The 22,529-nt window shown below is 65.1% G+C and carries 17 protein-coding genes; 9 read left to right on the top strand and 8 right to left on the bottom strand.

Annotated features, from left to right (window positions below; translation table 11 throughout):
* Positions 1-6: 6 nt before the first annotated feature.
* A complete protein-coding gene (locus tag ABZO33_RS15700) occupies positions 7-3,153 on the top strand; it encodes an efflux RND transporter permease subunit (protein ID WP_414536785.1) in 3,147 nt (1,048 codons plus the stop codon).
* A 72-nt stretch (positions 3,154-3,225) separates the two neighbouring features.
* On the opposite strand, the gene ABZO33_RS15695 is transcribed toward ABZO33_RS15700, so the two are convergent.
* From ABZO33_RS15695 to ABZO33_RS15670, 6 genes are all read right to left on the bottom strand, one after another.
* A complete protein-coding gene (locus ABZO33_RS15695; protein WP_414536784.1) occupies positions 3,226-3,714 on the bottom strand; it encodes a DoxX family protein in 489 nt (162 codons plus the stop codon).
* 15 nt (positions 3,715-3,729) lie between these two features.
* The gene (locus ABZO33_RS15690) at positions 3,730-4,353 is read right to left on the bottom strand and encodes a ferric reductase-like transmembrane domain-containing protein (RefSeq protein ID WP_414536783.1); all 624 of its coding nucleotides are present in this window, start codon (positions 4,351-4,353) and stop codon (positions 3,730-3,732) included.
* 127 nt (positions 4,354-4,480) lie between these two features.
* Positions 4,481-5,146 carry a sel1 repeat family protein gene (locus ABZO33_RS15685; RefSeq protein ID WP_414536922.1) on the bottom strand — a complete coding sequence of 222 codons (666 nt, stop codon included), beginning with the start codon at positions 5,144-5,146 and terminating at the stop codon, positions 4,481-4,483.
* 167 nt (positions 5,147-5,313) lie between these two features.
* Entirely contained in the window at positions 5,314-6,414 is a 1,101-nt protein-coding gene (locus tag ABZO33_RS15680; RefSeq protein WP_414536782.1) for a hypothetical protein, read from the bottom strand.
* A gap of 26 nt (positions 6,415-6,440) precedes the next feature.
* Positions 6,441-7,073 carry a LysE family translocator gene (locus ABZO33_RS15675; RefSeq protein WP_414536781.1) on the bottom strand — a complete coding sequence of 211 codons (633 nt, stop codon included), beginning with the start codon at positions 7,071-7,073 and terminating at the stop codon, positions 6,441-6,443.
* A gap of 2 nt (positions 7,074-7,075) precedes the next feature.
* A complete protein-coding gene (locus ABZO33_RS15670) occupies positions 7,076-7,852 on the bottom strand; it encodes a YqcI/YcgG family protein (protein WP_046855075.1) in 777 nt (258 codons plus the stop codon).
* A gap of 171 nt (positions 7,853-8,023) precedes the next feature.
* Here ABZO33_RS15670 and ABZO33_RS15665 point away from each other — a divergent pair, with 171 nt between their 5' ends.
* The gene (locus ABZO33_RS15665; protein WP_414536780.1) at positions 8,024-8,944 is read left to right on the top strand and encodes a LysR substrate-binding domain-containing protein; all 921 of its coding nucleotides are present in this window, start codon (positions 8,024-8,026) and stop codon (positions 8,942-8,944) included.
* On the opposite strand, the gene ABZO33_RS15660 is transcribed toward ABZO33_RS15665, so the two are convergent.
* A complete protein-coding gene (locus ABZO33_RS15660; protein ID WP_414536779.1) occupies positions 8,925-9,836 on the bottom strand; it encodes a LysR family transcriptional regulator in 912 nt (303 codons plus the stop codon). The two genes, ABZO33_RS15665 and ABZO33_RS15660, sit on opposite strands and share 20 nt — an antisense overlap.
* A gap of 114 nt (positions 9,837-9,950) precedes the next feature.
* Here ABZO33_RS15660 and ABZO33_RS15655 point away from each other — a divergent pair, with 114 nt between their 5' ends.
* From ABZO33_RS15655 to ABZO33_RS15625, 7 genes are all read left to right on the top strand, one after another.
* Positions 9,951-11,156: an MFS transporter gene (locus ABZO33_RS15655; protein WP_414536778.1), complete on the top strand. Its 1,206-nt coding sequence runs from the start codon at positions 9,951-9,953 to the stop codon at positions 11,154-11,156.
* Positions 11,157-11,249: 93 nt separating this feature from the next.
* The gene (locus tag ABZO33_RS15650) at positions 11,250-13,610 is read left to right on the top strand and encodes a DNA polymerase II (protein ID WP_414536777.1); all 2,361 of its coding nucleotides are present in this window, start codon (positions 11,250-11,252) and stop codon (positions 13,608-13,610) included.
* 76 nt (positions 13,611-13,686) lie between these two features.
* Positions 13,687-18,207, top strand: a complete 4,521-nt coding sequence (locus ABZO33_RS15645; protein WP_414536776.1) for an NEL-type E3 ubiquitin ligase domain-containing protein — start codon at positions 13,687-13,689, stop codon at positions 18,205-18,207.
* 184 nt (positions 18,208-18,391) lie between these two features.
* A complete protein-coding gene (locus tag ABZO33_RS15640; RefSeq protein ID WP_414536775.1) occupies positions 18,392-18,952 on the top strand; it encodes a DUF4174 domain-containing protein in 561 nt (186 codons plus the stop codon).
* A gap of 167 nt (positions 18,953-19,119) precedes the next feature.
* On the top strand, positions 19,120-19,611 hold the full coding sequence (locus ABZO33_RS15635) for an EF-hand domain-containing protein (RefSeq protein WP_414536774.1): 492 nt from the start codon (positions 19,120-19,122) through the stop codon (positions 19,609-19,611).
* A gap of 97 nt (positions 19,612-19,708) precedes the next feature.
* Positions 19,709-20,530, top strand: coding sequence for a DUF692 domain-containing protein (locus tag ABZO33_RS15630; protein WP_414536773.1), 822 nt, complete (start codon positions 19,709-19,711; stop codon positions 20,528-20,530).
* Positions 20,531-20,534: 4 nt separating this feature from the next.
* Entirely contained in the window at positions 20,535-21,245 is a 711-nt protein-coding gene (locus ABZO33_RS15625) for a DUF2063 domain-containing protein (protein WP_414536772.1), read from the top strand.
* 18 nt (positions 21,246-21,263) lie between these two features.
* On the opposite strand, the gene ABZO33_RS15620 is transcribed toward ABZO33_RS15625, so the two are convergent.
* A complete protein-coding gene (locus tag ABZO33_RS15620) occupies positions 21,264-22,469 on the bottom strand; it encodes an NAD(P)/FAD-dependent oxidoreductase (protein WP_414536771.1) in 1,206 nt (401 codons plus the stop codon).
* Positions 22,470-22,529 lie beyond the last annotated feature (60 nt).

Genomic DNA, 22,529 nt, shown 5'->3' with positions numbered 1-22,529 from the left:
CCTTCCATGTTCGAACGCCTGATCCAATTCGCCATCGAGCAGCGCCTGGTGGTAATGCTCGCCGTGGTGCTGATGGCCGCCGTGGGCATCCACAGCTACCAGAAACTGCCCATCGACGCCGTGCCCGACATCACCAACGTGCAGGTGCAGATCAATACCGCCGCGGCCGGCTATTCGCCGCTGGAGACCGAGCAGCGCATCACCTTCGCCATTGAGACCGCCATGGCCGGGTTACCGGGCCTGAAGCAGACCCGCTCGCTGTCGCGCTCGGGCTTGTCGCAGGTGACGGTGATCTTCGATGACGGCACCGATATCTTCTTCGCCCGGCAACTGGTCAACGAGCGCCTGCAGGTGGCTCGCGAGCAGTTGCCCGAGGGCATCGAGGCGGCCATGGGGCCGATCTCCACCGGCCTTGGCGAGATCTTCCTGTGGACGGTCGAGGCCACGCAAGGCGCGCTGAAGGACGACGGCACACCCTATACCGCCACCGACCTGCGGGTGATCCAGGACTGGATCATCAAGCCGCAGCTGCGCAATGTGCCTGGCGTGGCCGAAGTCAACAGCATCGGCGGCCACGCCAAGCAGTACCTGATCGCCCCGGAGCCCAAGCGCCTGGCAGCCTACAAGCTGACCCTCAACGACCTGATCGCCGCCCTGGAGCGCAACAACGCCAACGTCGGCGCCGGCTATATCGAACGCAATGGCGAGCAATTGCTGATCCGCGCCCCGGGCCAGGTGGCTTCGGCCGAGGACATCGCCAGCATCGTCATCTCCAGCGTCGACGGCACGCCGATCCGCGTCAGCCACGTGGCCCAGGTCGGCCTGGGCCAGGAGCTGCGCTCTGGCGCCGCCACCGAGAACGGCCGGGAAGTGGTACTGGGCACGGTGTTCATGCTGATCGGCGAGAACAGCCGCACGGTGTCCCAGGCGGTGGCGGCCAAGCTCGAGGAGATCAACCGCAGCCTGCCCAAGGGCGTGGTGGCGATCACCGTCTATGACCGCACCAACCTGGTGGAAAAAGCCATCGCCACGGTGAAGAAGAACCTCATCGAGGGCGCGATCCTGGTCATCGCGGTGTTGTTCCTGTTCCTGGGCAACATCCGCGCCGCGCTGATCACCGCCATGGTCATCCCATTGTCGATGCTGTTCACCTTCACCGGCATGTTCAGCAACAAGGTCAGCGCCAACCTGATGAGCCTGGGGGCGCTGGACTTCGGCATCATCGTCGACGGCGCGGTGGTGATCGTCGAAAACGCCATTCGCCGCCTGGCCCATGCCCAGCAGCATCATGGCCGCATGCTGACCCGTTCCGAGCGCTTCCACGAAGTGTTTGCCGCCGCCCGCGAGGCGCGCCGGCCGCTGATCTACGGGCAGTTGATCATCATGGTGGTATACCTGCCGATTTTTGCCCTGACCGGGGTCGAGGGCAAGATGTTCCACCCCATGGCCTTCACTGTGGTGATGGCGTTGCTCGGGGCGATGATCCTTTCGGTGACCTTCGTCCCGGCGGCACTCGCGCTGTTCGTCACCGGCAAGGTGAAGGAAGAAGAGGGCGTGGTCATGCGCACCGCCCGCCGCCGCTATGCCCCGGTGCTGGAATGGGTGCTGGGCCGGCGCAACCTGGCCTTTGCCGGCGCCGCCACCCTGGTGCTGCTGTCCGGCGTGCTGGCCAGCCGCATGGGCAGCGAGTTCATCCCCAGCCTCAGCGAAGGCGACTTCGCCCTGCAGGCCCTGCGCGTGCCGGGCACCAGCCTGTCGCAGTCGGTGGACATGCAGCAGCGCCTGGAGAAGACCATCATCGAGCGGGTGCCGGAAGTCGAGCGAGTGTTCGCGCGCACCGGCACCGCCGAGATCGCCTCCGACCCGATGCCGCCGAACATTTCCGACGCCTACGTGATGCTCAAGCCGCGCGAGCAGTGGCCGGATCAGGATAAATCGCGTGACGCACTGATCGCCGAGGTACAGCAGGCGGCGGCCAGCGTGCCGGGTAGCAACTACGAACTGTCGCAGCCAATCCAGTTGCGCTTCAACGAGCTGATTTCCGGGGTGCGCAGCGACGTGGCGGTGAAGGTGTTCGGTGACGACATGGAAGTGCTCAACCGCACCGCCGCGCAGATCGCCGCCAGCTTGCAGCAAGTGACGGGGGCCTCCGAGGTAAAGGTCGAGCAGACGACCGGCTTGCCGGTGCTGACTATCGATATTGACCGCGACAAGGCCGCCCGCCACGGTCTGAACGTGGGCGATGTACAGGATGCCATCGCCATCGCCGTGGGGGGCCGTACCGCCGGTACCCTGTACGAAGGCGATCGCCGCTTCGACATGGTGGTACGCCTGTCCGAGGCGCTGCGTACCGATGTCGACGGGTTGTCGAGCCTGCTTATCCCGGTACCGGCCAGTGCCGCCGCGGGCGCTGCGCAGATCGGTTTCATCCCGTTGTCCCAGGTGGCCACGCTGAACCTGCAGCTGGGCCCCAACCAGGTCAGCCGCGAAGACGGCAAACGCGTGGTGGTGGTCAGTGCCAACGTGCGCGGGCGTGACCTGGGCTCGTTCGTCGAGGAGGCGTCGCAGACCTTGATCGACCAGGTGCAGATTCCACCGGGCTACTGGACCCGCTGGGGCGGCCAGTTCGAGCAGTTGCAATCGGCGGCCGAGCGCCTACGCGTAGTGGTGCCGGTGTCGTTGCTGCTGGTCATGGCCTTGTTGCTGATGATGTTCAACAACCTCAAGGACGGTCTGCTGGTGTTCACCGGGATTCCCTTCGCCCTCACCGGTGGCGTGCTGGCGCTGTGGCTGCGCGACATTCCGCTGTCGATCTCGGCGGGCGTGGGCTTTATCGCGCTTTCCGGTGTGGCGGTGCTCAATGGTCTGGTGATGATCGCCTTCATCCGCAACCTGCGCGAAGAAGGGCGCGGCCTGCGCGCCGCAGTCGAGGAGGGCGCCTTGACTCGCTTGCGACCGGTGCTGATGACCGCGCTGGTGGCATCGCTCGGCTTCATCCCGATGGCCCTGGCCACCGGCACCGGTGCCGAGGTGCAACGACCGTTGGCGACGGTGGTGATCGGCGGCATCCTGTCGTCGACGGCGCTGACCTTGCTGGTGCTGCCCGCGTTGTACCAGTGGGCGCACCGGCGCGATGAGGCCGAGACTGTGTGAGTCTCTATCAACGGGCAAGCCCGCTCCCACTACGTGAATGCCTGCGTGGGAGCGGGCTTGCCCCGCGATGCTTCAACGCCGACGCCACAGCCAGTGGTCCAGGCTCAACCTTCCAGAGCCTTTCAACAGCAGTGGCAACAACGCCACCAGGTAGATCAGCGGCAGCTTGAAGCTGCCAAACCCCTGGTCGGTGATCGCATACCCCCGCCCCAGTTCCGCCAGGCTCGACCACTGGCTTGGCCAGTGCACCGCCGCGATCGCCACCACGGTCACCACCATCAGCACCGCCGAGGCCAGCCGGGTGCCGAGGCCGAGCAGCAGGAGCAACGGGCAAAGCAGCTCGGCCCACATCGACAGTTGCCAGTTCAGGCCCGCCGGCAGCAGGTCGAACGGAAAGGGGAAACTACTTTGCAGGTCGGCGAACCAGTTGCTGCCGTTGAATTTTTCCAGACCCGATTCGAAGAATTCCCAGGCCAGGAACAGGCGCAGCGGCAGGTCGGCGCTCCAGCTGCCGGCCCGGTCGAGGACCATGAACGGGCGAGTCAAGGTGTTTGTCAGCATGGTGATCTCCTTGTGTCAGTGCGACAGGGCAGGGGCGGCCCGGCGTGAGCGCTGGGCCTTTTTGGCGATGAGCTTGAGGGTGATGGCGGCGAACATCAGGGCGAACGCCAGTGGGTACCAACCGCCCATTGGGATGCGCTTGTAGAACGACAGGCAGAACACTGCCGCCAGCACCCAGGTGCCGGTGCTGTGCAGGCCTTTCCACAGGCGTGGGCCGAGCAGGCGCATAGGTGCCTTGAACGAAGTCAGGGTCAGCAACAGGATGAACAGGTAGCCCACCGAGCCCGGGATATTTGCCACCGCGCTGCGCCCGGCCCAGAACAACTCCGGGTAGCGCTGCGCATACAGGTAGATCAGCATGCCATGGACAGTATGCGAGAAGGCGAAGGCCAGGCCCAGGTAGCGCCGTTCGCGGAGCAACTGGCGGCTGGCCTGGCCGGGTAGCAGGGTGACCAGCGTCGAGGCCAGGAAGGTCAGCAGGAACAGTGCGAAGGAACTGCGTGCCGTGGCGCGAATGGCGCTGCGCAGGCCGTCGGCCCCCAGCGGATGGGTGATGAGCACCACAGCGGTCATTAGCAGGGTCAGGGCCGCGAGGGCGTGGAACAGCTTCCAGCCAGAGGGCAGTGGTAACGCTTTCATGGGCAGGGTTCCCGGCGTACTCGGCGACGGCGGGTTGCCGTCGCGCTGTGTGGCCGGAAGTCTGTGCTGGCGGGGTATCGACAGTATGTCGAGGAGGGCGGGGTTGTGTATCGCTGTGTAGCGGCGCTCAGCGATTACTGGTCAGACGCTGCTGCGCCGTCGCGCAACCATTGATCTCCACCGCCTTTTGCAGGAAGGCCTGGCGCTGGCGCGGGTCGAGTTCGCCCAGCAGCCGGTAGATCTCGGCCTGGTAGTCACGCTGACGCCCCCACTGCAGTTGCAGGCCAGGCGGCCGGCTGCGATTGCAGGCCAGGCGGGTGGCCGGCTGCGGATAGTAGGCGGCATACAGCGTGGCCATGCTCGGGACTGCCTCCAGGGCCTCGCGGTACGCCGTGCTGGCATTGTAGGGCGTGCACCAGTGGGCGATGGCCAGCGCGGGAGGGGCGAAGCCTTGCTTGAGGCTGGCTTCGAGCAATGGGCAGGCGGCCTCGGCGATCTGGTTAGCCGGCAAATAGGTGGTGTAGTACAGCGCCAGGCGGTACTGGGCCACCGGGTGGCCGAGGGCGACGGATTTTTTCAGCAGCGCCACGGCCGTGGGCAGTGTGTGCGCCATGGCCTGGCCCTGGCGGCTGAGCTCGGGGTCGCCAATGGCGGTGCGCAGCGGGCTGGCGCTGTCGTCCTGGTTGTCGGCCTGTTCCAGCAGGGGCAATGCCTGGCGGTAGAGCAGGTCGGCATGCGGGTCGATGTTCACTTCCAGGGCCGGGGCGCCGGCGGCGGCCAGCAGCAACGGCATTGCCACGGCCAGGTTGGCGCGATGGCTGCGACCCTGACGGCGGGCCGGAAACGAAGAGACGGCAGGGATGGTCATGGCAGTTACGCGGTTGCCTCGGGCAAATCAGGAGCGACGACAGCGTATTCTATCCATCCGCGCCCCTTCGCCGAAAGCCCGGCGTACGGCCATCAGACCAGCTTGATCGGCGCGACCTTGCGCAGGGCCTGTCGTTCCTGGGCCAGCCCCAGCTTGGCGGTGATCACCTTGGCCAGCGCGTTGTTGCCCAGGTCGTTGAAGTGCAGGCGGTCGACGAACAGGTGTTCGCTGAACACCGGCGAGCTGCTGAGCATGCTGTTCATGTCATAGCACGGCACCGGCTCGGCCTGGTTCTTGATACGGCGGAAGAAAGCCATGTGCAGTTGGCTGTCGAAGGTGTCGCCGAGCAGGCGATCGAAATTCGACGGCTGGCGCTCGAGTTCGCTGAGCATGGCCTGTTCGGCGCTGGGTACGACCTCGCGGCACCAGGGCAGCAGTGGCTGGAGGATGAAGGTGAGGGTGGTGTGGCCGTCGGCCAGCAGGCGGTCCCACTGGCGCAGGGTGCGGCCGACGCAATCGGCGGCGCGGATCAGACGCTTGTCGGGGCTGGACAGCGGTTCGATGTCCGGCCAGCGCGGTTGCCGTGCTGGCGCCAGAACCTGGCCCAGGCGCTGCCAGAGCGACTCTCGGCGTGCCTCGCCGGTGGCTTGCACCCCTTCGTTGAAGCGATTGAGAAAGTCCTGATAGGCCTGTGCCCGATGCGGGTCCTGCGCGCCGGCCAGTACCTCGGCCAGGGCCTCCTGGGCCAGCGAGTTGAGGCCGCTGAGCACCACCACATGGCCGATCTGGCCGAAGCGGTGCTGGTGGGTGAGGAACATCAGCAGTTCCTGCGTGGCATTGAGCCCGCAACCGGTCAGGTTCAGCCAGATCTCACCGGTCAGCATCGACAGGTACGAGGCCACGGTGTGCTCGTCGGAGCTGGCGCCGATGCCCATGGCGGTGGAACCGCCCACCAGCAGGTTGACCCGCGCCGCGCCGCCGCGCTCGGCCACCGAGAAGCGCTTGCCGGCGCAATGGCTGTAGCGCATGCCCAGGGCGTCGGTGTTGATGGTGCCAGAACGGTAGCCGCGCTCATGCACGTACAGCGTGTGCGGCGCCCGGCGGCTGCCCAGTTGCAGGAAACGCTGGTAATCCTCTGCCAGGGGGTCGGGCGTGCCCATGCTGCCGGGAGTGGCGCTGTCGGTCGGTGTCATGGGCGCTCCTTGGTGTGAGGGCAGGCTCAGGCGGCCAGTTCCCTGATGTTGTAGGCCAGGCCGACAGCGGCGATCAGCAGCAGGGCGACGCCCGAGGCCAGGCTGATCAGGCGGTTGCTGCGCGGCGAGGCAATCTTGCCAATGGCGAAGATGTACAGGCTGAGCACGGCGAAATCGATGGCGATCCACAGCAGCGACAGCACCACCATGCTCTTGCCGAACGACTCGGTGATCTGGATGAACTGCGGGAAGAAAGCGATGAAGAAGATGATGTCCTTGGGGTTGGAGATGCCCACCATGAAGCCCTGCAGCAGGCCGCCACGGCCCGGTTGCACGGCGGTTGCGGCCTGGGTGTCGCCCTCGGCCGGGGCCTGCAGCGCTTCGCGCAGGGTACCCAGGGCGATGTAGCCGATGAACAGGCAGCCCAGCAGGCTCATGCCGCTGAGCCAGGCCTTGTCGATGGCCGCGCTGGTCAGGATGATCCAGGCGGCCGCGCCGATCAGCACCAGTGAGGCCCAGTTGGTGCCGACCGCGGTGAACAGGGCCTTGCGCGAGCCCGAGGCGGCGGCGGTGTTGACGATCAGGGCCACCACCGGGCCGGGCGTGGCGATCAGCAGCAGGACGGTGAGGGCATAGGTGGCGGTCAGTGCGGTATTCACGTTCAGTTCTCGGTAAGGGGTTCAGCTGTTGCGTGGGTATGGAACGGGCAGCGTGCCGGGCTTGGCGAGCCGGGCTCCTGCAACTGGTACTGCTTCCATTCGAAGTTGTCGTCCTGGCCGAAGAAGCCAAGCGTCTGGGGCATGACGCCGTCGTTGTAGTGGCGCACCCGCTCGCGAATCCGCGCGCGGATGCGCTGGCCGCTCTCGGTACCGGCGCTGGCGACCTCGTCGAAGCTCTCTCGCGGGTTGATGACGAAGGCAATGTGCGGGCCCAGGTTGCGGCTTTTCATCAGACGATGGGCGGGGAAGCTCATGTTGATGAACAGCGGCATGCCGGCGAAGCAGAATGACCAGCGTGTGTCATGCGGGTCCTGCGGGATCTCCTCGGGCCATGGCAGCGTATCGCGGGCGTGGACCTCGCGTAGCACATCCCAGGCCAGCGCCTGCTGTGCCTCGAGCGAGGAGTCGGCGGCCGTTTCGAGAAACACCAGCAACGGGTTGCCGATGCGCTGCTTGAGCGGGATCGGCGTGATGGTGGCGATGTAGTCGGCCAGGCCCCCGGCGATATCCTCGGCCAGCCGTGCGGCGCGGGCGAAAACGATATGGCAGGTGCGCGCCGTGACTGCCTTGCGCCCGAACAGGCAGGGGAAGTCAGGGTTGGCCAGGGTTTCCTTGAAGTGTTCTATGGTCTTGTGTGTCCAGTGGTGGCGGTTCTGGACATGTTCGTCGGCGAGCTCTAGCGCATCCAGGCGATAGCAGATTCCATAACCCGTAAACATGATTTCCCCAGGTAGATCCGAATGCAGCGTTAATAGAACTTTTTCGTCATATCCGTGCAGGTTGGTTATATATAATTGTTATTTACCGGCATTTTCGGAGATGGGTCCTGCGTTGTAAAACGCCTGGATCTATGACCTACTATTAGCTTCACTCATGCTCTGGAAGGCGCCATGTCGGAACGGATTCAAGCCTTGCACGCCTTGCGCGCCTTCGAAGTGGCCTCGCGCTATGGCTCTTTCACCCGCGCGGCCCAGGAACTGGCCCTTACCCAGGGCGCGGTCAGCCACCACATCAAGACCCTCGAAGCCCTGTTCGGCTGCGACCTGTTCGAGCGCCGCGGCCCAAAGCTGCGCCTGACCGAGCCTGGCCGCCTGCTGGCCCAGGAACTCAAGGTCGGCTTCAAGATCATCGAGAATGCCTGTGCGCTGTTGCGCCAGGATCGCTACGGCGTGCGGCTCAAGGCGCCGTCCACGCTCACCGTGCGCTGGCTGCTCCGGGCCCTGGACGGTTTCAAGAAGGTCGACAACAGCTGTTCGGTGCAATTGTCCAGCGTGTGGATGGACATCGATGCGGTGGACTTCTATTCCGAACCCTATGATTGCGCCATCCTGCTGGGCAACGGGCGTTTCGCGGCCGATGTGGAGAGCCTCAAGCTGTTCGATGAATGGCTGATCCCGGTGTGCCACCCGAGTTACCTCGAGCAGGCGCGGCCGGAACTGTCGGTGCTCTCCAGTTGCGAATTCCTCCACCCCTCGCCGGACCGTCGCGACTGGCGACGCTGGCTGGCGCGCATGGACGCGTTGGACATCAGCATCGACCAGGGCCAGGTGTTCGACACTCTCGATCAGGGTATTTCAGCCGCTCAGCAAGGGCTGGGCATCTCGGTGGTCGACCTGGTGCTGGCCAGCGCCGATCTCGCCGCCGGCAACCTGGCCACGCCGTTCCCCCACGCCGTGGCCACCGGCGACGGCTATTACATGACCTGGCTCAAGTCCAGCCCCAAGGCCCACCAGATGCACAAGTTGCGCGACTACCTGGTGGCGCAGGTGCCGCCGCTGTCGCACAAGGACATCAGCTACCTGTACGGCTGAGGTCGGTGGCCGGCAGCACCCGCTCGAGCATGAAGTCGATGAACACCCGCAACTTGGGCGGCATCTGCCGCCCCGAGGGCCACAGCAGGTAGAAGCTGCCGCGCCGCTCCATGAAGGGGTCGAGCACGCTGACCAGGCTGCCGGCCGCCAGCTCCCGGCGCACGCTGAAGTCCGGCAGGCAGGTGATGCCACGGTGGTTGAGGGCGAAGCAGATGCGCGTCTCGACGTGGTTGCAGACCATCGAGATGGGAATGGTGTAGTCCTGTTCGGGGTGTTCCCGGCGCAGCGGCCAGGTTTCCAGCTTGCCGCTGCTGGGGAAGCGATAGTGCAGGCAGCTGTGTCCGGCCAGTTCTCGGGGGTGCTGCGGCGTGCCGCGTTCGCACAGGTATTCGGGGGACGCCACCAGGCGATGCTGGAAGTGCCCGAGGAACTTGGCGTTGAGCCGTGAATCCAGCGGCTGGCCGCCGCGCATCACCACGTCGAAACCCTCGCCGACGATATCCACCATGCGGTCGCTGAAGTCCAGGTCCAGTTCGATCTCCGGGTAGCGCGCCATGAACTCGGCCAGCGCCGGCATCACCAGCCCGGTCACCTGCGGCAGGCTCACCCGCAGGCGCCCGCGCGGCGCCCCGCTGGCCTGGGACAGTGCCTGCTCGGTGGCCTCGATCTCGGCCAGGATGCGCCGGCTGCGTTCGAGAAACAGCGTACCCTCGGCGGTCAGGGTGATGCTGCGCGTGCTGCGGTGGAACAGGCGCACCCCCAGCCGCTCCTCCAGCCGAGCCACGCGCTTGCCCACGGCTGACGCGCTGATCCCCAGCGATTGGCCGGCGGCGACGAAGCTGCGGGCTTCGGCGACCCGGATGAAGACCATGAAGCCACTGAGGCTGTCCATGCTGCGCTCCGATTGCGGACATTGATGTCCTTGCTGAGCGGAATTGTACCCGGCTTTTTCCGCAATAACCCGGCGGCGCAAGATGCCTGCCTGTTCGACAATCCGGAGACCATCATGCATTCACCTTCCCCGGCGGCCTGCGCCGACGCATCCGCCGCCAGCGCCACGCGCCTGCCCCTGAGCGGCTTGCTGGCGCTGGCCCTGACCGGCTTCATCGCCATCCTCAGCGAGACTTTGCCAGCCGGCCTCCTCGACCAGATCGCCGACGGCATGCAGATCAGCCAGGCCATGGCCGGACAATGGGTCACGGCCTATGCCTTGGGTTCGTTGCTCACGGCCATCCCGCTGGTGACGCTGACCCAAGGCTGGTGGCGCCGTCGGGCATTGCTGCTGGCCATTGGCGGCTTCATCGTGTTCAACGGGCTGACCGCGTTGTCCTCGGACAACATGCTCACCTTGCTCCTGCGTTTTTGCACCGGTGCCGCCGCCGGCCTGGCCTGGGGCCTGATCGCCGGCCATGCGCGGCGCATGGTGGCACCGGCCCAGCAGGGCAAGGCCATGGCGGTGGCGATGCTGGGGCAGCCCATTGCCTTGTCGCTGGGGCTGCCCATCGGTACCTGGCTGGGGGCATTGATGGGGTGGCGGGCAACCTTCGTGATGGTGACCCTGGCTGCATTGCTGTTGGTCGCCTGGGTGCTGCGGGCGGTGCCGGACTTTCCCGGACAGGCCGCCGGCAAGCGCCCCGCAGCACTGGCGGTGCTGCGCACCCCGGGCGTGGCACGGGTTTTGTTGGTGATTCTGGCGTGGATCCTCGGGCATAACATTCTCTACACCTACATCGTGCCGTTGCTGGCCGCAGTGGGCATGGCCGACGCGGTCGGCCAGGTGCTGATGACCTTCGGCCTGGCTTCGCTGGCCGGCATCGCCCTGATCGGCCTGGGAGTCGATCGGCATCTGCGTGGGCTGGTGCTGTTGTGCCTGGCCGGCTTCGCCCTGGCGACCCTGGCCCTGGGACAGGTGCAAGGCGCACCCTGGCTGGTGCACGTCAGCGTGGCGCTGTGGGGGCTGACCTACGGCGGCGCGCCGACGCTGCTGCAAACGGCCTGCGCCGATGCGGCGGGCGAAGGCGGCGATGTGGCGCAGTCGATGCTGGTGACGGTATGGAACAGCGCCATCGCCCTGGGTGGCATCATCGGCGGGCTGTTGCTGGTGGGCGCCGGGGTCGGGGCGTTTGGCGTGGTGGTGCTGACACTGGTGGGGTTGGCATGGTTGCTGGTGCTGGGCGGGCGCCGAGCCGGGTTCGCCGCCGGCGCCCGTTAGCCCGACGTCCGTATCCGCTAAGCAGCATTTCTGACGACAGGACAGTTACAATTAGCGGGTGCGAACAACGCAGCGATCCGAGGTTTCCCCGCAGTGCAATTGCAACAAGGCTTCGTCCTGACCCGCCACTGGCATGACACGCCCGAAGGCACCTGCGTGGAGTTCTGGCTGGCCACCGACCAGGGGCCCCGGCGCGTGCGCCTGGCCCCGCAGCCCTCGGTGGCTTTCCTGCCCGCCGCCCAGGCTGAACACGCGCGCTTGCTGCTGGCCGATGAGCAAGGCGTCGAACTCAAGCCGCTGCAACTGCGTGACTTCGACTTGCGCCCGGTCATGGGCCTGTACTGCCGCCAGCACCGCCAGCTGATCGCCTTGGAAAAGCGCCTGCGCGGCGCTGGCATCGAGGTGTTCGAAGCCGATATCCGCCCGCCGGATCGCTACCTGATGGAGCGCTTCATCACCGCGCCGGTGCGTTTCGATGGCCGCGCCGACGATCAGGGCACCTTGCTCGATGCCCAGCTCAAGCCCGACTCCAGCTATCGCCCGGCCTTGCGCCTGGTGTCGCTGGATATCGAGACGAGCGAGCGTGGCGAGCTGTACAGCATCGCCCTGGAAGGCTGCGGCCAGCGTCAGGTCTATATGCTGGGCCCGGCCAACGGCGAGGCCGCAGAGGTGGATTTCGACCTGCAATACTGCAGCGACCGCGCTGAACTGATCACCTGCCTCAACCAGTGGCTGGCCCGCCACGACCCCGATGCGATCATCGGCTGGAACCTGGTGCAGTTCGACCTGCGCCTGCTGCACGAGCATGCCCAGCGCCTGAATGTGCCGCTGTGCCTGGGCCGCGACGGCGCGCCGCTGCACCTGCGCGAGCATGGCAGCCGCAGCCATTTCTTCGCCGAGGCGCCTGGCCGGTTGTTGATCGACGGTATCGAGGCCCTGCGCTCGGCGACCTGGAACTTTTCCTCGTTCAGCCTGGAAAGCGTCGCGCAACAGTTGCTGGGCGAGGGCAAGGCCATCGACACACCGTACCAGCGCATGGACGAGATCAACCGTCGCTTTGCCGAGGACAAGCCGGCCCTGGCCCGCTACAACCTCAAGGATTGCGAACTGGTCACGCGGATCTTCGCCCATACCCGCCTGCTGGAGTTCCTGCTCGAACGCTCCTCGGTCACCGGCCTTGCCGTGGACCGCAGCGGCGGTTCGGTGGCCGCGTTCTGCCACCTGTACATCCCGCACATGCACCGCCTGGGCTATGTCGCGCCCAATCTGGGCAGTGTCGAGGGTGAGGCCAGCCCAGGCGGCTTCGTCATGGACTCGCGGCCCGGGCTGTACGACTCGGTGCTGGTGCTCGATTACAAAAGCCTGTACCCCTCGATCATCCGCACCTTCCTCATCGACCCGGTGGGGCTGATCGAAGGCCTGCACCAGCCGGACGACACGTACTCGGTGGAGGGCTTTCGCGGCGGGCGTTTCTCGCGCAGCCAGCATTGCCTGCCGGCCATTGTCGAGCGGGTCTGGCAGGGCCGCGAGGCGGCCAAGCGTGCAGGCAATGCGCCGCTTTCACAGGCACTGAAGATCATCATGAACGCCTTCTACGGTGTGCTCGGTTCCAGTGGTTGCCGCTTCTTCGACCCGCGCCTGGCCTCGTCGATCACCCTGCGCGGGCACCAGATCATGCGCCAGACACGGGCGCTGGTCGAAGCGCGGGGCTATGACGTGATCTATGGCGACACTGACTCGACGTTCGTCTGGCTCAAGGAGGCCCATGGCGAAGGGGATGCAGCGCGCATCGGGCGTGAACTGGTGGCCGAAGTCAACCAGTGGTGGCGTGGCCACCTGTTACAGACCATGGGCTTGGAGAGCGCCCTTGAACTGCAGTTCGAAACCCATTATCGGCGTTTCCTGATGCCCACCATCCGTGGCACCGATGAGGGCAGCAAGAAGCGCTATGCCGGCCTGGTGGAGCGCGCCGATGGCCGCGACGACATGGTCTTCAAGGGGTTGGAGTCGGTACGCACCGACTGGTCACCGCTGGCTCGGCAGTTCCAGCAGGAGCTCTATGGGCGGATCTTCCGCGGCCAGCCGTACCGTGACTATGTGCGTCAGTATGTGCAACGCACCCTGGCCGGTGAACAGGACGCGCTGCTGGTGTACCGCAAGCGCCTGCGCCGGCCACTGGCCGACTACCTGCGCAATGTGCCACCGCATGTGCGCGCCGCGCGCCTGGCGGACGACTACAACAGCCGCCTCGGGCGGCCCAGGCAGTATCAGCGTGGCGGCTGGATCAGCTACCTGATCACCACGGCCGGGCCCGAGCCACTGGAGAACCTGCAGGCGCCGATCGACTACGAGCATTACTTGAGCCGCCAACTGCAACCCGTGGCGGATGCCATTTTGCCGTTCGTGGGTGACGATTTCAGTGCCTTGATCAACCGGCAACTGCCGCTTTTTTGAGCGGGTGGTAATCACCTAGCGCAAAGGGCGGCCGCCGAACGACTAGCTTCGCGCCTCAATCATTGAGGAGCGTGAAATGGACAACACTCTCGATCAGCAGCGCGGGGCCGTGGACACGCTCGCACTGGAGCAGGCCTATCAGGACGGTTTGATCGCCGAGCGCTTACCGGACTGGATCGGCAAGCTGAAGGTGGTCAAACCAACGGACCAGGACATCCCAGCCAGCGGTCTTTACGAGTCACAACACACGGCGCTGCACGAAGCATTCAAGACCAGCCTGTGCTGTCGCCAGCGCTTGAGTGCCGATCTTACCCCGATACAGGGCATCGACCTGTTTGCCAGGCCCTTGCTGCAACGAGCAATGCGCGAAGCGTTCGGAACCAGTGCACTTATCGATCAGTTGTTTTTTCGCGTCTATTACTTTGCGGTGTCACCCAAACCTGCAGGGGCTGCCGGACGCCAGCCACAGATGGTAAAAAGCTATTACGACATCCCCCTGCTCGAAGCGGCGCTGTACAACTTTTCCGAGGCCGAGACCGTTTCGAGCGGTCAGCCGCGCGACAACGCAGTTGTCGATCTCAAGGGCGAAAAGCTCCGGCGCCCAACCGCCGTCGAGTTTGCCGGGCTGTGTCGAACGCTGGATCTGGGCACGCGCTACCAGCAGCATCTGGATAGCATCCTCAAGGCGCCAGCCAAGGATACCGCCAGCGGCCATGGCGTCAGTGCAACCTTGAAGGACCGTTACCGCAGCGAGATGTTGATCGCTGCGTGCAAGGCCAAAGCCGAAGGTGTGTTGAATGCCGGCGAACTGGCGCTGGTCATCGAGTTGTACCAGAAGGGCACGTCAGGCACGTTGGGTGAAGCCCCGGTGATTGCCAGGCAGATGCAAGCGTTTGGGTGCGACCTGCAACAGATCGTGGTACTCGACGTGATCCACGAAGGCTGGTTGTTCAACTTCAGCCGGCGGGTGCTGGTCTACATTCCAGGCGACCCGCATGGCCCCTGGAGTGTGGGCGTCGATCTTGAGGCGTTCACCCGCAGGATACTGGGCAGGCGCCTGCGCAAGAAGCCCTACCAGCAGTTCTTCAGCCGTTTCGTGCGTCGTCGTGACAGCCATCGGTTCTTCGCCAAGGTGGCGGCGAAACTGGAGGGTGTCGCCGACTTCGCCACCCGAGAGATGGACCAGCATATGGCGGCTTATGCGCTGCCGCTGTTCGATGAGCTGGCCCAGGCCCATATCAAGCAGATCAAGGACGATGCCGAGGTGATCGCCGTGCCCGCACGGAAGATCGATCGGCAGCTTCAGCGCGAATATCGTCAGCAGTTGGAGGCCGAGGGTTGGACGTTCCTGAGCCTGGCCGCGTTTTTCGTACCGGCCTTGGGCGCCCTGTTGCTGGCAGTCATGGTCTGGGATCTGCTCGATGAGCTGTTCCATGCAGTTGAGGACTGGCGTGACGGCGATACCAGCGCCGCTTTGGATCATGTGCTGAGTATCGCCAAGACGGTGGCTGTTATCGGTGCGACCGCCGCAGTGGCCGGTGGCGTGAGCCGAGCCTGGAATGCGCTGGACAAGCTGGTGCCTGCGCGTCTGGAAAAGGGCGGTGACAAACTCTGGAACGGCGATGTGACGCCGTTTCGCGGTGCCGCGCCGCCAGCGTTTGCCAGCCTCGACGAGCAAGGTGTGTATCGGCTCGGTGAGCGTAGTTGGGTGAGCATGGAGGGGCATTACTTCGAGGTACGTCAGCGCGCGAGCGACGAGCAGTGGCAACTGCTGCCGCGCCAGGGGCATGGGCCAGTGCTGCGTAGCAACGGGGCCGGGGCCTGGCGGGTATGGAGCGAGCAACCGGCTGAGTGGGAGGACCCCTATTGCATGTTTCGCCGCCTCGAGGGTCCGTTTCGTCAGCTGGACGATGCCCAGATCGATCAAGCGATGAGTATCCATGGCCTGAATACCGACCACCTGCGGGCTTTGCATGTTTACGGCAAGGCACCAGAGCCCGAGTTGGCTGACACTGTGAGTCGTTTGTTGATCGAGCGGCGCATTCGGGATCTGGTCAGCGCTTTGCGCACGGCGCAGGGGACTGACTACCATGGACTGCTGGGCAAGGTCAAGGCGTTGCCGGGTGCGGCAGGCAAGACAGGGCAGGCCTTGGCCGACGAAGTCTGGGCGCAGCGACGGGCCGTGCTGCGGCAACTGTACGATGAGACGCAGGTCACCGACGACGCGTCGGTCCTGGCAATACGCAAGGTATTTCCACGCTTGCATCGCTTTGCCGCCAAGCAGTTGCTGGGCACGGCCACCCAGGCCGATCGCGATTACCTGGCACGGACACATCGCTTGCCGTTCCAGCTGGTGCAGGCCGCAAGGGTCAGTATGTTGCGCATCCGGATTGCCCGTGCCTGCGAGGCATTGTTCTTCGATACACCACAGGACCTCGACCTGGCCAGGGTCGCCCTGGCCATGCTGGAGGAGATCGGCGGCTGGGGGAAAAGGCCGCACTGGCGGCTGTTCGATGGCGATGCCCTCAGGCCGCTGTTGACGACCGGGGGCGATGGGCGCAGCTTCAGGCTGGTTCACCGGGATGGACAGTTTATGCTGGAGGATGCCCTGGGGGTTGGCTTGACGGGGCCGGGGGAGTTGTTCGGTGTGCTGGTCGAGGCCCTGGAACCTGAGGATATTGACGCGTTGGGGCTCGTCGAGCCCTATGCGCCCAGCTTGCGTGCGATGCTGGCGCGGCAGGCCTCGGCGCAGAGAAGACTGATTGCCCGACTGCTGGGTATGGGGGAGAGAGGCACGGGTTTGATCACGCCACACCGGCTCGATGATGGCCGGATCGGTTACCCCCTGGGCGGTAATAGTATGAGTAGTTTGCCCAGGTCGACTACCCGGCCGCGTTCGCTGGTTGCCCGGTTGCGCGATCTCTATCCGGTGTTCAGCGATGCACAGGTTCAGGATTGGCTGCTCAGGATGCATCTGGCAGGGCGCCCGGTCAGTGAGGAGCTGGCTGTGCTCGAGCAACAGGCGCAGCTGCTGGGGGACAGCTTGAAACAGTGGGAGCAGGGTGGGCTTCTGGCCGGTGATCGACAGGCGCGGGGCCGTTTCAGGTCGGCGATGTTGGCGTGCTGGCGAGAAGTTGTCCCGGTTCATATCGACCCCGCGGGTCAGCAGTTGGATATCACTTGGACCTTCACCGGAGAGCCGCTGCGTTCGCTGCCGCCCTTGCCGGCACAGGTCAGTTTTCCGCATGTGCAAAGCCTCGCCTTGCGCGCATTGAAACTCAAGGCGTTGCCCGACGAGTTCCTGCGGGCTTTCCCTTGTTTACGCGCGCTGGAAGTGACAGGTAGCAAATTGCAGCGTTTGCCTTTCGCCCTGGCGTTGAAAACCACGCTGCGGGTTCTGGATCTCTCTGATAATCGAATCACCCTGGATTCCGCTCAGGCGGCAACGCTCAGCACTTGTCGGTCGCTGGTTTATCTGAACCTTTCGGGCAATCCACTGGGCGGCTCACTTTCAGTGCTGACCATGACCCAGTTGAGCGAACTGCACGTGCGCCGTGCACAGCTTGAAGCTGTACCTTTTGGTGTATTACAGATCCCTCAATTGTATTTGCTCGACTTGACCGACAACGCCATCGGGCGGTTGCCCGAAGGTTTTTTGCAATCTGAGCTATGGCGCGAAGGGTGTGTGGACTTGACCGGCAACCCGATAGCTGAACGGCAGAGCATCAGTTGGCAGGAAGAGTGGGAAACGCCCTACGATAGCCAGGTACCTCATCATCTGCGCTGGTTGGACCGCATGGATGGTGAACTGCGTGACAGCATGGCAACTGCCTGGTCGGGTGTGGATATCATGGATGGATCGGCCAACTTCATCCAATTGCTGGCGGCGCTGACGCGCTCGGCCGACTTCAAGGGGATTGGCACCTTCAACTACTTGTCAGCCCGCGTGCTTGACCTGATGGAAAGCATGATGGACGACGCCGAACTCGCCAGAGAGCTGCTCGACAACGCGGTAGTGGAAAACTGCGCGGACAACGCGACCGCAGTACTCAGCGACCTGGAAGTGCGCAAGTTGTTGTGGCAGACCGTGCACCATACGCCCAAGGCTGAACGTGGAGCATCCCTGGTCAGGCTGGCGAGGCGTTTGTGGCGGCTCGAACAGGTCAAGTACCACGCCTGGCAGGATGCCTCGCGCACCGAGCAGGGCCGGCGGGAATCGCTGGAAGTGGCGCTGGCCTATTGCTTGGGGCTGCGCGACGCGCTGGATCTGCCTATTGGTGTGCGCACCATGCGCTTTGCCGGTGTCGTCCAGGTATTGCCTGAAGACGTCGCCAGGACCCGGCAACTGGTCCTCAGCGCTGAGACGGCGGACACCCTCGCGGTGTGGATGCTTGAACGGGAGTTCTGGCAGACGTATGTCGCCGACACCTGCAAGAGCCGCCTGCAGCTCCCTGCGTCCTATCACGTCAGGCTGGATGTGTTGCAGGCGGAGTCTGCGTCGGCCGCACAATTTGCTGCCTTGCAGGAGGAAGCCGAGCAGTGGGCGTACCAGAGAAAGTTCGATCTGACGGTCGAAGCGCTGAACCAGTGGCCCTAGGGGCGCGATCCCAGCGCGGTCATCTGGACTATGCTCATTGCGTAAACGGCGTTGCAGCGGGGCTGGTAATGGCCAGTAACCTTTTGCTCACAGCGGTGGCTGGCCAGCTGGTTTAGGCTCCCACGCCGGATCTTTCTCCCTGATCCGTAGTCTTTTGGTTTAACGAGAACACAAGGAGATACGCATGCTCGTCCGGTCACTGACCCTCGCCACTTTGCTCGCCGTCGCCGGCCCTCTGTACGCCGCCGACAGCGACGCGCCCCTGGCCAAGGAACTGGGCAAGGCCAGGCCACTGGTGGTCATTGCCCCGAGTTCCGCCGACCCGACCCTGCGCGGCCTGGAAGAGGCGCTGAAAGACTCCGCCACCCAGGCCGGGTTCAAGGAGCGTGGCCTGGTGCTGTACAGCGTCGCCAACATGATGGGCAAGCGCGAGGACAAGAATCTCGAGCAGCAGACCACCATGGCGTTGATCCGCGAACTCAAGCTGGGGGCGAGCAAGGGCACCAAGGTGATCCTGGTGGGCAAGGACGGCGAGCGCCATGTGCTCAAGGACGACGACAAAGGCGAAAAACTCGACCCCAAAGTGATTTTCAAGGCAGTAGATGAGCTGCCGGCCAGCGAGCAGGCGGTGACCGCGCCAGAGCCCGTGGCAGCGGCGCCAGCCGAGCCCAAGGCCAAGGACAGCAAGGTCAAGCCGAGCAAGCCCGGCAAACCCGCCGCGCCGCCCAAGCCGCTGGAGGACTGAAACCTCTGTCACGGCCTCCTGCGCCAGCAGGGGGCCTTTCGTGTATCACTGTGTATCTGCGCATCACCCCGACCCACTGCCATACAAAACATCGCCCTGTCCGATACATCGGCGACACACCGCTGCGGCTCAATGGCTCCACTTTCCAACCACAGTGGAGCGACACCATGAAAACGACCCGTCAAACCCTCGGCCTGCTCGGCGCCACCCTGCTCGGCGGCATGGTCCTGGGCAACAGCGCCTTCGCGGTAGAACCGTTGGCCCAGGGCTACCAGCTGGCCGCTGCCAAGACCCCTGGCGAAGGCAAGTGTGGCGAGGGCAAGTGCGGTGCCAGCGGCAAGGCCACGCAAAGCGAAGGCAAATGCGGCGAGGGCAAGTGTGGTGCCAGCGCCAAGGCCGGTGCCGAGGGCAAATGCGGTGAGGGCAAGTGCGGCGACGCCTCGTTCGCCCGCACCGACAGCAACCATGATGGCAAGGTCTCCCGCGAGGAGTTCCTGGCGGTGGCCAAGGACCGCGCGGCCGACTTCGACAAGATCGACCGCAACCACGATGGCTTCATTTCCGAGCAGGAGGCCCACGATCACCTGGCGGCGATCTACAAGGCCAACGGCAAGGCGATGCCCGACGGGCTGTTCAGCCACCTGACCGGCGAGTCCTGAAGCCTGTCGCGGGGCCAGCCTGCTCCCACCGGCATTTGCCTTGTGGGGGCGGGCTGGTCCCGCGATGCCGATCCCTGCCATACGGACCCTTCCGATCATGACCCAACATATCTTGCACACCGGTCTTGGCCTGCGCCGCGGCCTGCTGCCCGACCTGCTGACCCTGGAGGCGGGTGCGGTGGACTTCCTCGAATGCGCCCCGGAGAACTGGATCGGTGTCGGCGGCGCCTTCGGCCAGGGCCTGGCGCGCCTGGCAGAACGCTTCGCCATCGCCTGCCACGGCCTGTCGTTGTCACTGGGCGGCCCCGCGCCGCTGGATCTCGGCTTCCTCCAGCGCACCCGGCAGTTCCTCGATCACCATCAGGTGCGGATGTACAGCGAGCACCTGAGCTATTGCAGCGACGACGGTCATCTCTATGACTTGATGCCGATTCCGTTCACCGAAGAGGCCGTCCACCATGTATCGGCACGTATTCGCCAGGCCCAGGACGTGCTTGACCGGCGTATCGCCGTGGAGAACATCAGCTATTACGCCGCACCGTACCAGGCGATGGCCGAGCTGGATTTCGTCCGCGCCGTGCTCGACGAGGCCGACTGCGACCTGCTGCTGGACGTCAACAACGTCTTCGTCAACGCCTGCAACCACCGTTACGACGCCCGGGCCTTCCTCGCCGGCCTTCCCCGCGAGCGGGTGGTGGGCATGCACGTGGCCGGTCACTACGACGAGGCACCGGACCTGAAGGTCGACACCCATGGTGCGCCGGTCAAGGAGGATGTCTGGGCCTTGTTCGCCGACGCCTGCCAGCGCTTCGGCGCGCAACCCACCGTGCTCGAGCGCGACTTCAACTACCCGCCGCTGGCCGAGTTGCTGGCCGAGACGGCGCGCATTCGCGACGTGCAACGTGCCCATGGAGCGTAAGAGCATGACCGAAACCCTGCGCCACCAGCAGTTCACCCTGGCCCGCCACCTGCGCGACCCGGTCGGCAACCCGCCGCCGCCCGGTATCGAGGCGCGGCGCCTGAAGGTCTACCGCGAATTGTTCTACGGTGCCATCGAAGGGCTGTTGGCCGGCAGTTTTCCGGTGATGCGCCAGACCCTTGGCGATGAGCGCTGGCATGCGCGGGTGCGTGACTTCTACGCCCATTACCGTAGCCAGACGCCGCTGTTCACCGAAGTAGCCGAAGCCTTCATCGACTACCTGCAGGGCGTCGCGCCGGACGCCCCCTGGCAGCTGGAGCTGGCGCACTACGAATGGATCGAGGCGCAGTTGTACCTGAGCGATGCCGAGGATCCGCCCCACGACCCGGACGGCGACCTGCTGGCCGGCGAGCCGCTGCTGTCGTGCGTGGCCCGGGTGCTGGCCTATCGTTGGCCGGTGGAGCACATCGGCCCCGAGTATCAGCCCGACGAGGCGCCGGAGCAGCCCACCTTGTTGCTGGTGTACCGCGACGCCGACCTGCAGGTGCGCTTCGCCCGGTTGGCGCCTTTGGCCTGGCAACTGCTGGCGGGCTTGCCCGGCACCGGGAGCGAGCGCTTGCGGGCGCTGGGGGAGCAGCACCTGCGGCAGGGGCTGCAGATGCTGCAACAGTTGCGTGAGCAGGGCATCATCGTCGGTACTCGAGACGCCCTGTAGGTGCGCGCAGATGTAACGTCAGGCCACCGGGATCAACGGATCGGCCGCCGCCAGCGCTGCCGCGCGATCCGCGGCCGGCGGATAGATCCATACCGAATTGATCTGCTGCTTGAGCTGCTTGGCCTCGGCCTTGTCCGTCGGCGGCGAGACGGTGCGCTCCCAGCCTTCGGTATACACCGCGCCCCAGGCGCCGAGGTCCAGGCAGGTGACGTACTTGGGCTGGCTGTAGGTCATCGGCGCCACGCCGATCAGCTCGGCGGCGGCGTTGTTGCCGGCGTAGCGGCCCAGCGGGATGGCGTGCTGGCAGGACATCACGGCAAAGTTGCCGACTTCGTCGCAGGCCGCATAGGCCACATCGCCTGCGGCATACACATCCGGGTTGCCGATGACCTTGAGCTGGCCGTCCACGTGCAGGCGGCCCTGGCGGTCGCGTTCGCCGCTGATCTGCTCGGTCAGCGGGTTGGCCTTGAAGCCGACCGTCCACACAACGGTGTTGGCGGCGATGCGTTCACCGTTGTCCAGCAGCACGCCGCCGCCATCCACCGAGGCCACCGTGGCGCCGCAGACCCACTCGATCCCCAGCGCCGCCGAGGCCTGTTCGATGGCCGGGCGGATGCCGTCGCCCAGGGCGGCGCCGATCTTCGCGCCGCGGTCGATCACGACGATGCGCGGCTTGACCTTGTCGCCAAGGATCGCCCGCAGCCGGCTGGGCAGCTCGGTGGCGGTCTCGATCCCGGTGAAACCGCCACCGGCCACCACCACGGTATTACGCGCGGGGCTGTCGGGGCGGGCGGCCAGGGACTTGAGGTGTTCTTCCAGGCGGGTGGCCGAGTCGATCTTGTCCACATCGAAGGCGTGCTGGTCGAAGCCTTCCAGCGCCGGGCGGTTGAGCAGGCTGCCGCAGGCCATGATCAGGCGGTCGTAACCCAGCTTGGCCTCGATGCCACCCGCTTGCCGGTAGGCCACCTGCTGGTTGGCCTGGTCGATGTGGTAGGCCGTGCCTTTGACGAAGCGCACGTTGACCGCGTCGAATACCGCCTGCAAGGGCGCGGCCATGGTGTGTACGTCGGGTTCGTAGAAGCGTGGGCGGATGTGCAGCTCCGCCTGGGGTGCGAGCACGGTGATCAGCACGTCGTCGCGTTTGTGCAGGTCGAGCAGGCGGGCGGCGCCGAGGGCGCTCCACAGCCCGGCGAAGCCTGCGCCGATGATCAGGATCTGTTTCATGAGGGGCTCCTGGATGCCGCGATTGTCGATGTTGTCGCTGCGGCAGTGGAAAAAGGGTAC

This window comes from Pseudomonas sp. CAM1A, assembly GCF_047501685.1.
Classification (GTDB): domain Bacteria; phylum Pseudomonadota; class Gammaproteobacteria; order Pseudomonadales; family Pseudomonadaceae; genus Aquipseudomonas.
This window is presented reverse-complemented; position numbering and strand designations above follow the sequence as displayed.

Excerpts from the sequence above, each read along its gene's own strand:
- ABZO33_RS15620 (WP_414536771.1), bottom strand. The coding sequence starts at position 22,469 with ATGAAACAGATCCTGATCATCGGCGCAGGCTTCGCCGGGCTGTGGAGC.
- ABZO33_RS15635 (WP_414536774.1), top strand. The coding sequence starts at position 19,120 with ATGAAAACGACCCGTCAAACCCTCGGCCTGCTCGGCGCCACCCTGCTC.
- ABZO33_RS15670 (WP_046855075.1), bottom strand. The coding sequence starts at position 7,852 with ATGTTTACGGGTTATGGAATCTGCTATCGCCTGGATGCGCTAGAGCTC.
- ABZO33_RS15665 (WP_414536780.1), top strand. The coding sequence starts at position 8,024 with ATGTCGGAACGGATTCAAGCCTTGCACGCCTTGCGCGCCTTCGAAGTG.
- ABZO33_RS15680 (WP_414536782.1), bottom strand. The coding sequence starts at position 6,414 with ATGACACCGACCGACAGCGCCACTCCCGGCAGCATGGGCACGCCCGAC.
- ABZO33_RS15690 (WP_414536783.1), bottom strand. The coding sequence starts at position 4,353 with ATGAAAGCGTTACCACTGCCCTCTGGCTGGAAGCTGTTCCACGCCCTC.
- ABZO33_RS15655 (WP_414536778.1), top strand. The coding sequence starts at position 9,951 with ATGCATTCACCTTCCCCGGCGGCCTGCGCCGACGCATCCGCCGCCAGC.
- ABZO33_RS15630 (WP_414536773.1), top strand. The coding sequence starts at position 19,709 with ATGACCCAACATATCTTGCACACCGGTCTTGGCCTGCGCCGCGGCCTG.
- ABZO33_RS15685 (WP_414536922.1), bottom strand. The coding sequence starts at position 5,146 with ATGCCGTTGCTGCTGGCCGCCGCCGGCGCCCCGGCCCTGGAAGTGAAC.
- ABZO33_RS15700 (WP_414536785.1), top strand. The coding sequence starts at position 7 with ATGTTCGAACGCCTGATCCAATTCGCCATCGAGCAGCGCCTGGTGGTA.
- ABZO33_RS15645 (WP_414536776.1), top strand. The coding sequence starts at position 13,687 with ATGGACAACACTCTCGATCAGCAGCGCGGGGCCGTGGACACGCTCGCA.
- ABZO33_RS15695 (WP_414536784.1), bottom strand. The coding sequence starts at position 3,714 with ATGCTGACAAACACCTTGACTCGCCCGTTCATGGTCCTCGACCGGGCC.
- ABZO33_RS15660 (WP_414536779.1), bottom strand. The coding sequence starts at position 9,836 with ATGGACAGCCTCAGTGGCTTCATGGTCTTCATCCGGGTCGCCGAAGCC.
- ABZO33_RS15625 (WP_414536772.1), top strand. The coding sequence starts at position 20,535 with ATGACCGAAACCCTGCGCCACCAGCAGTTCACCCTGGCCCGCCACCTG.
- ABZO33_RS15640 (WP_414536775.1), top strand. The coding sequence starts at position 18,392 with ATGCTCGTCCGGTCACTGACCCTCGCCACTTTGCTCGCCGTCGCCGGC.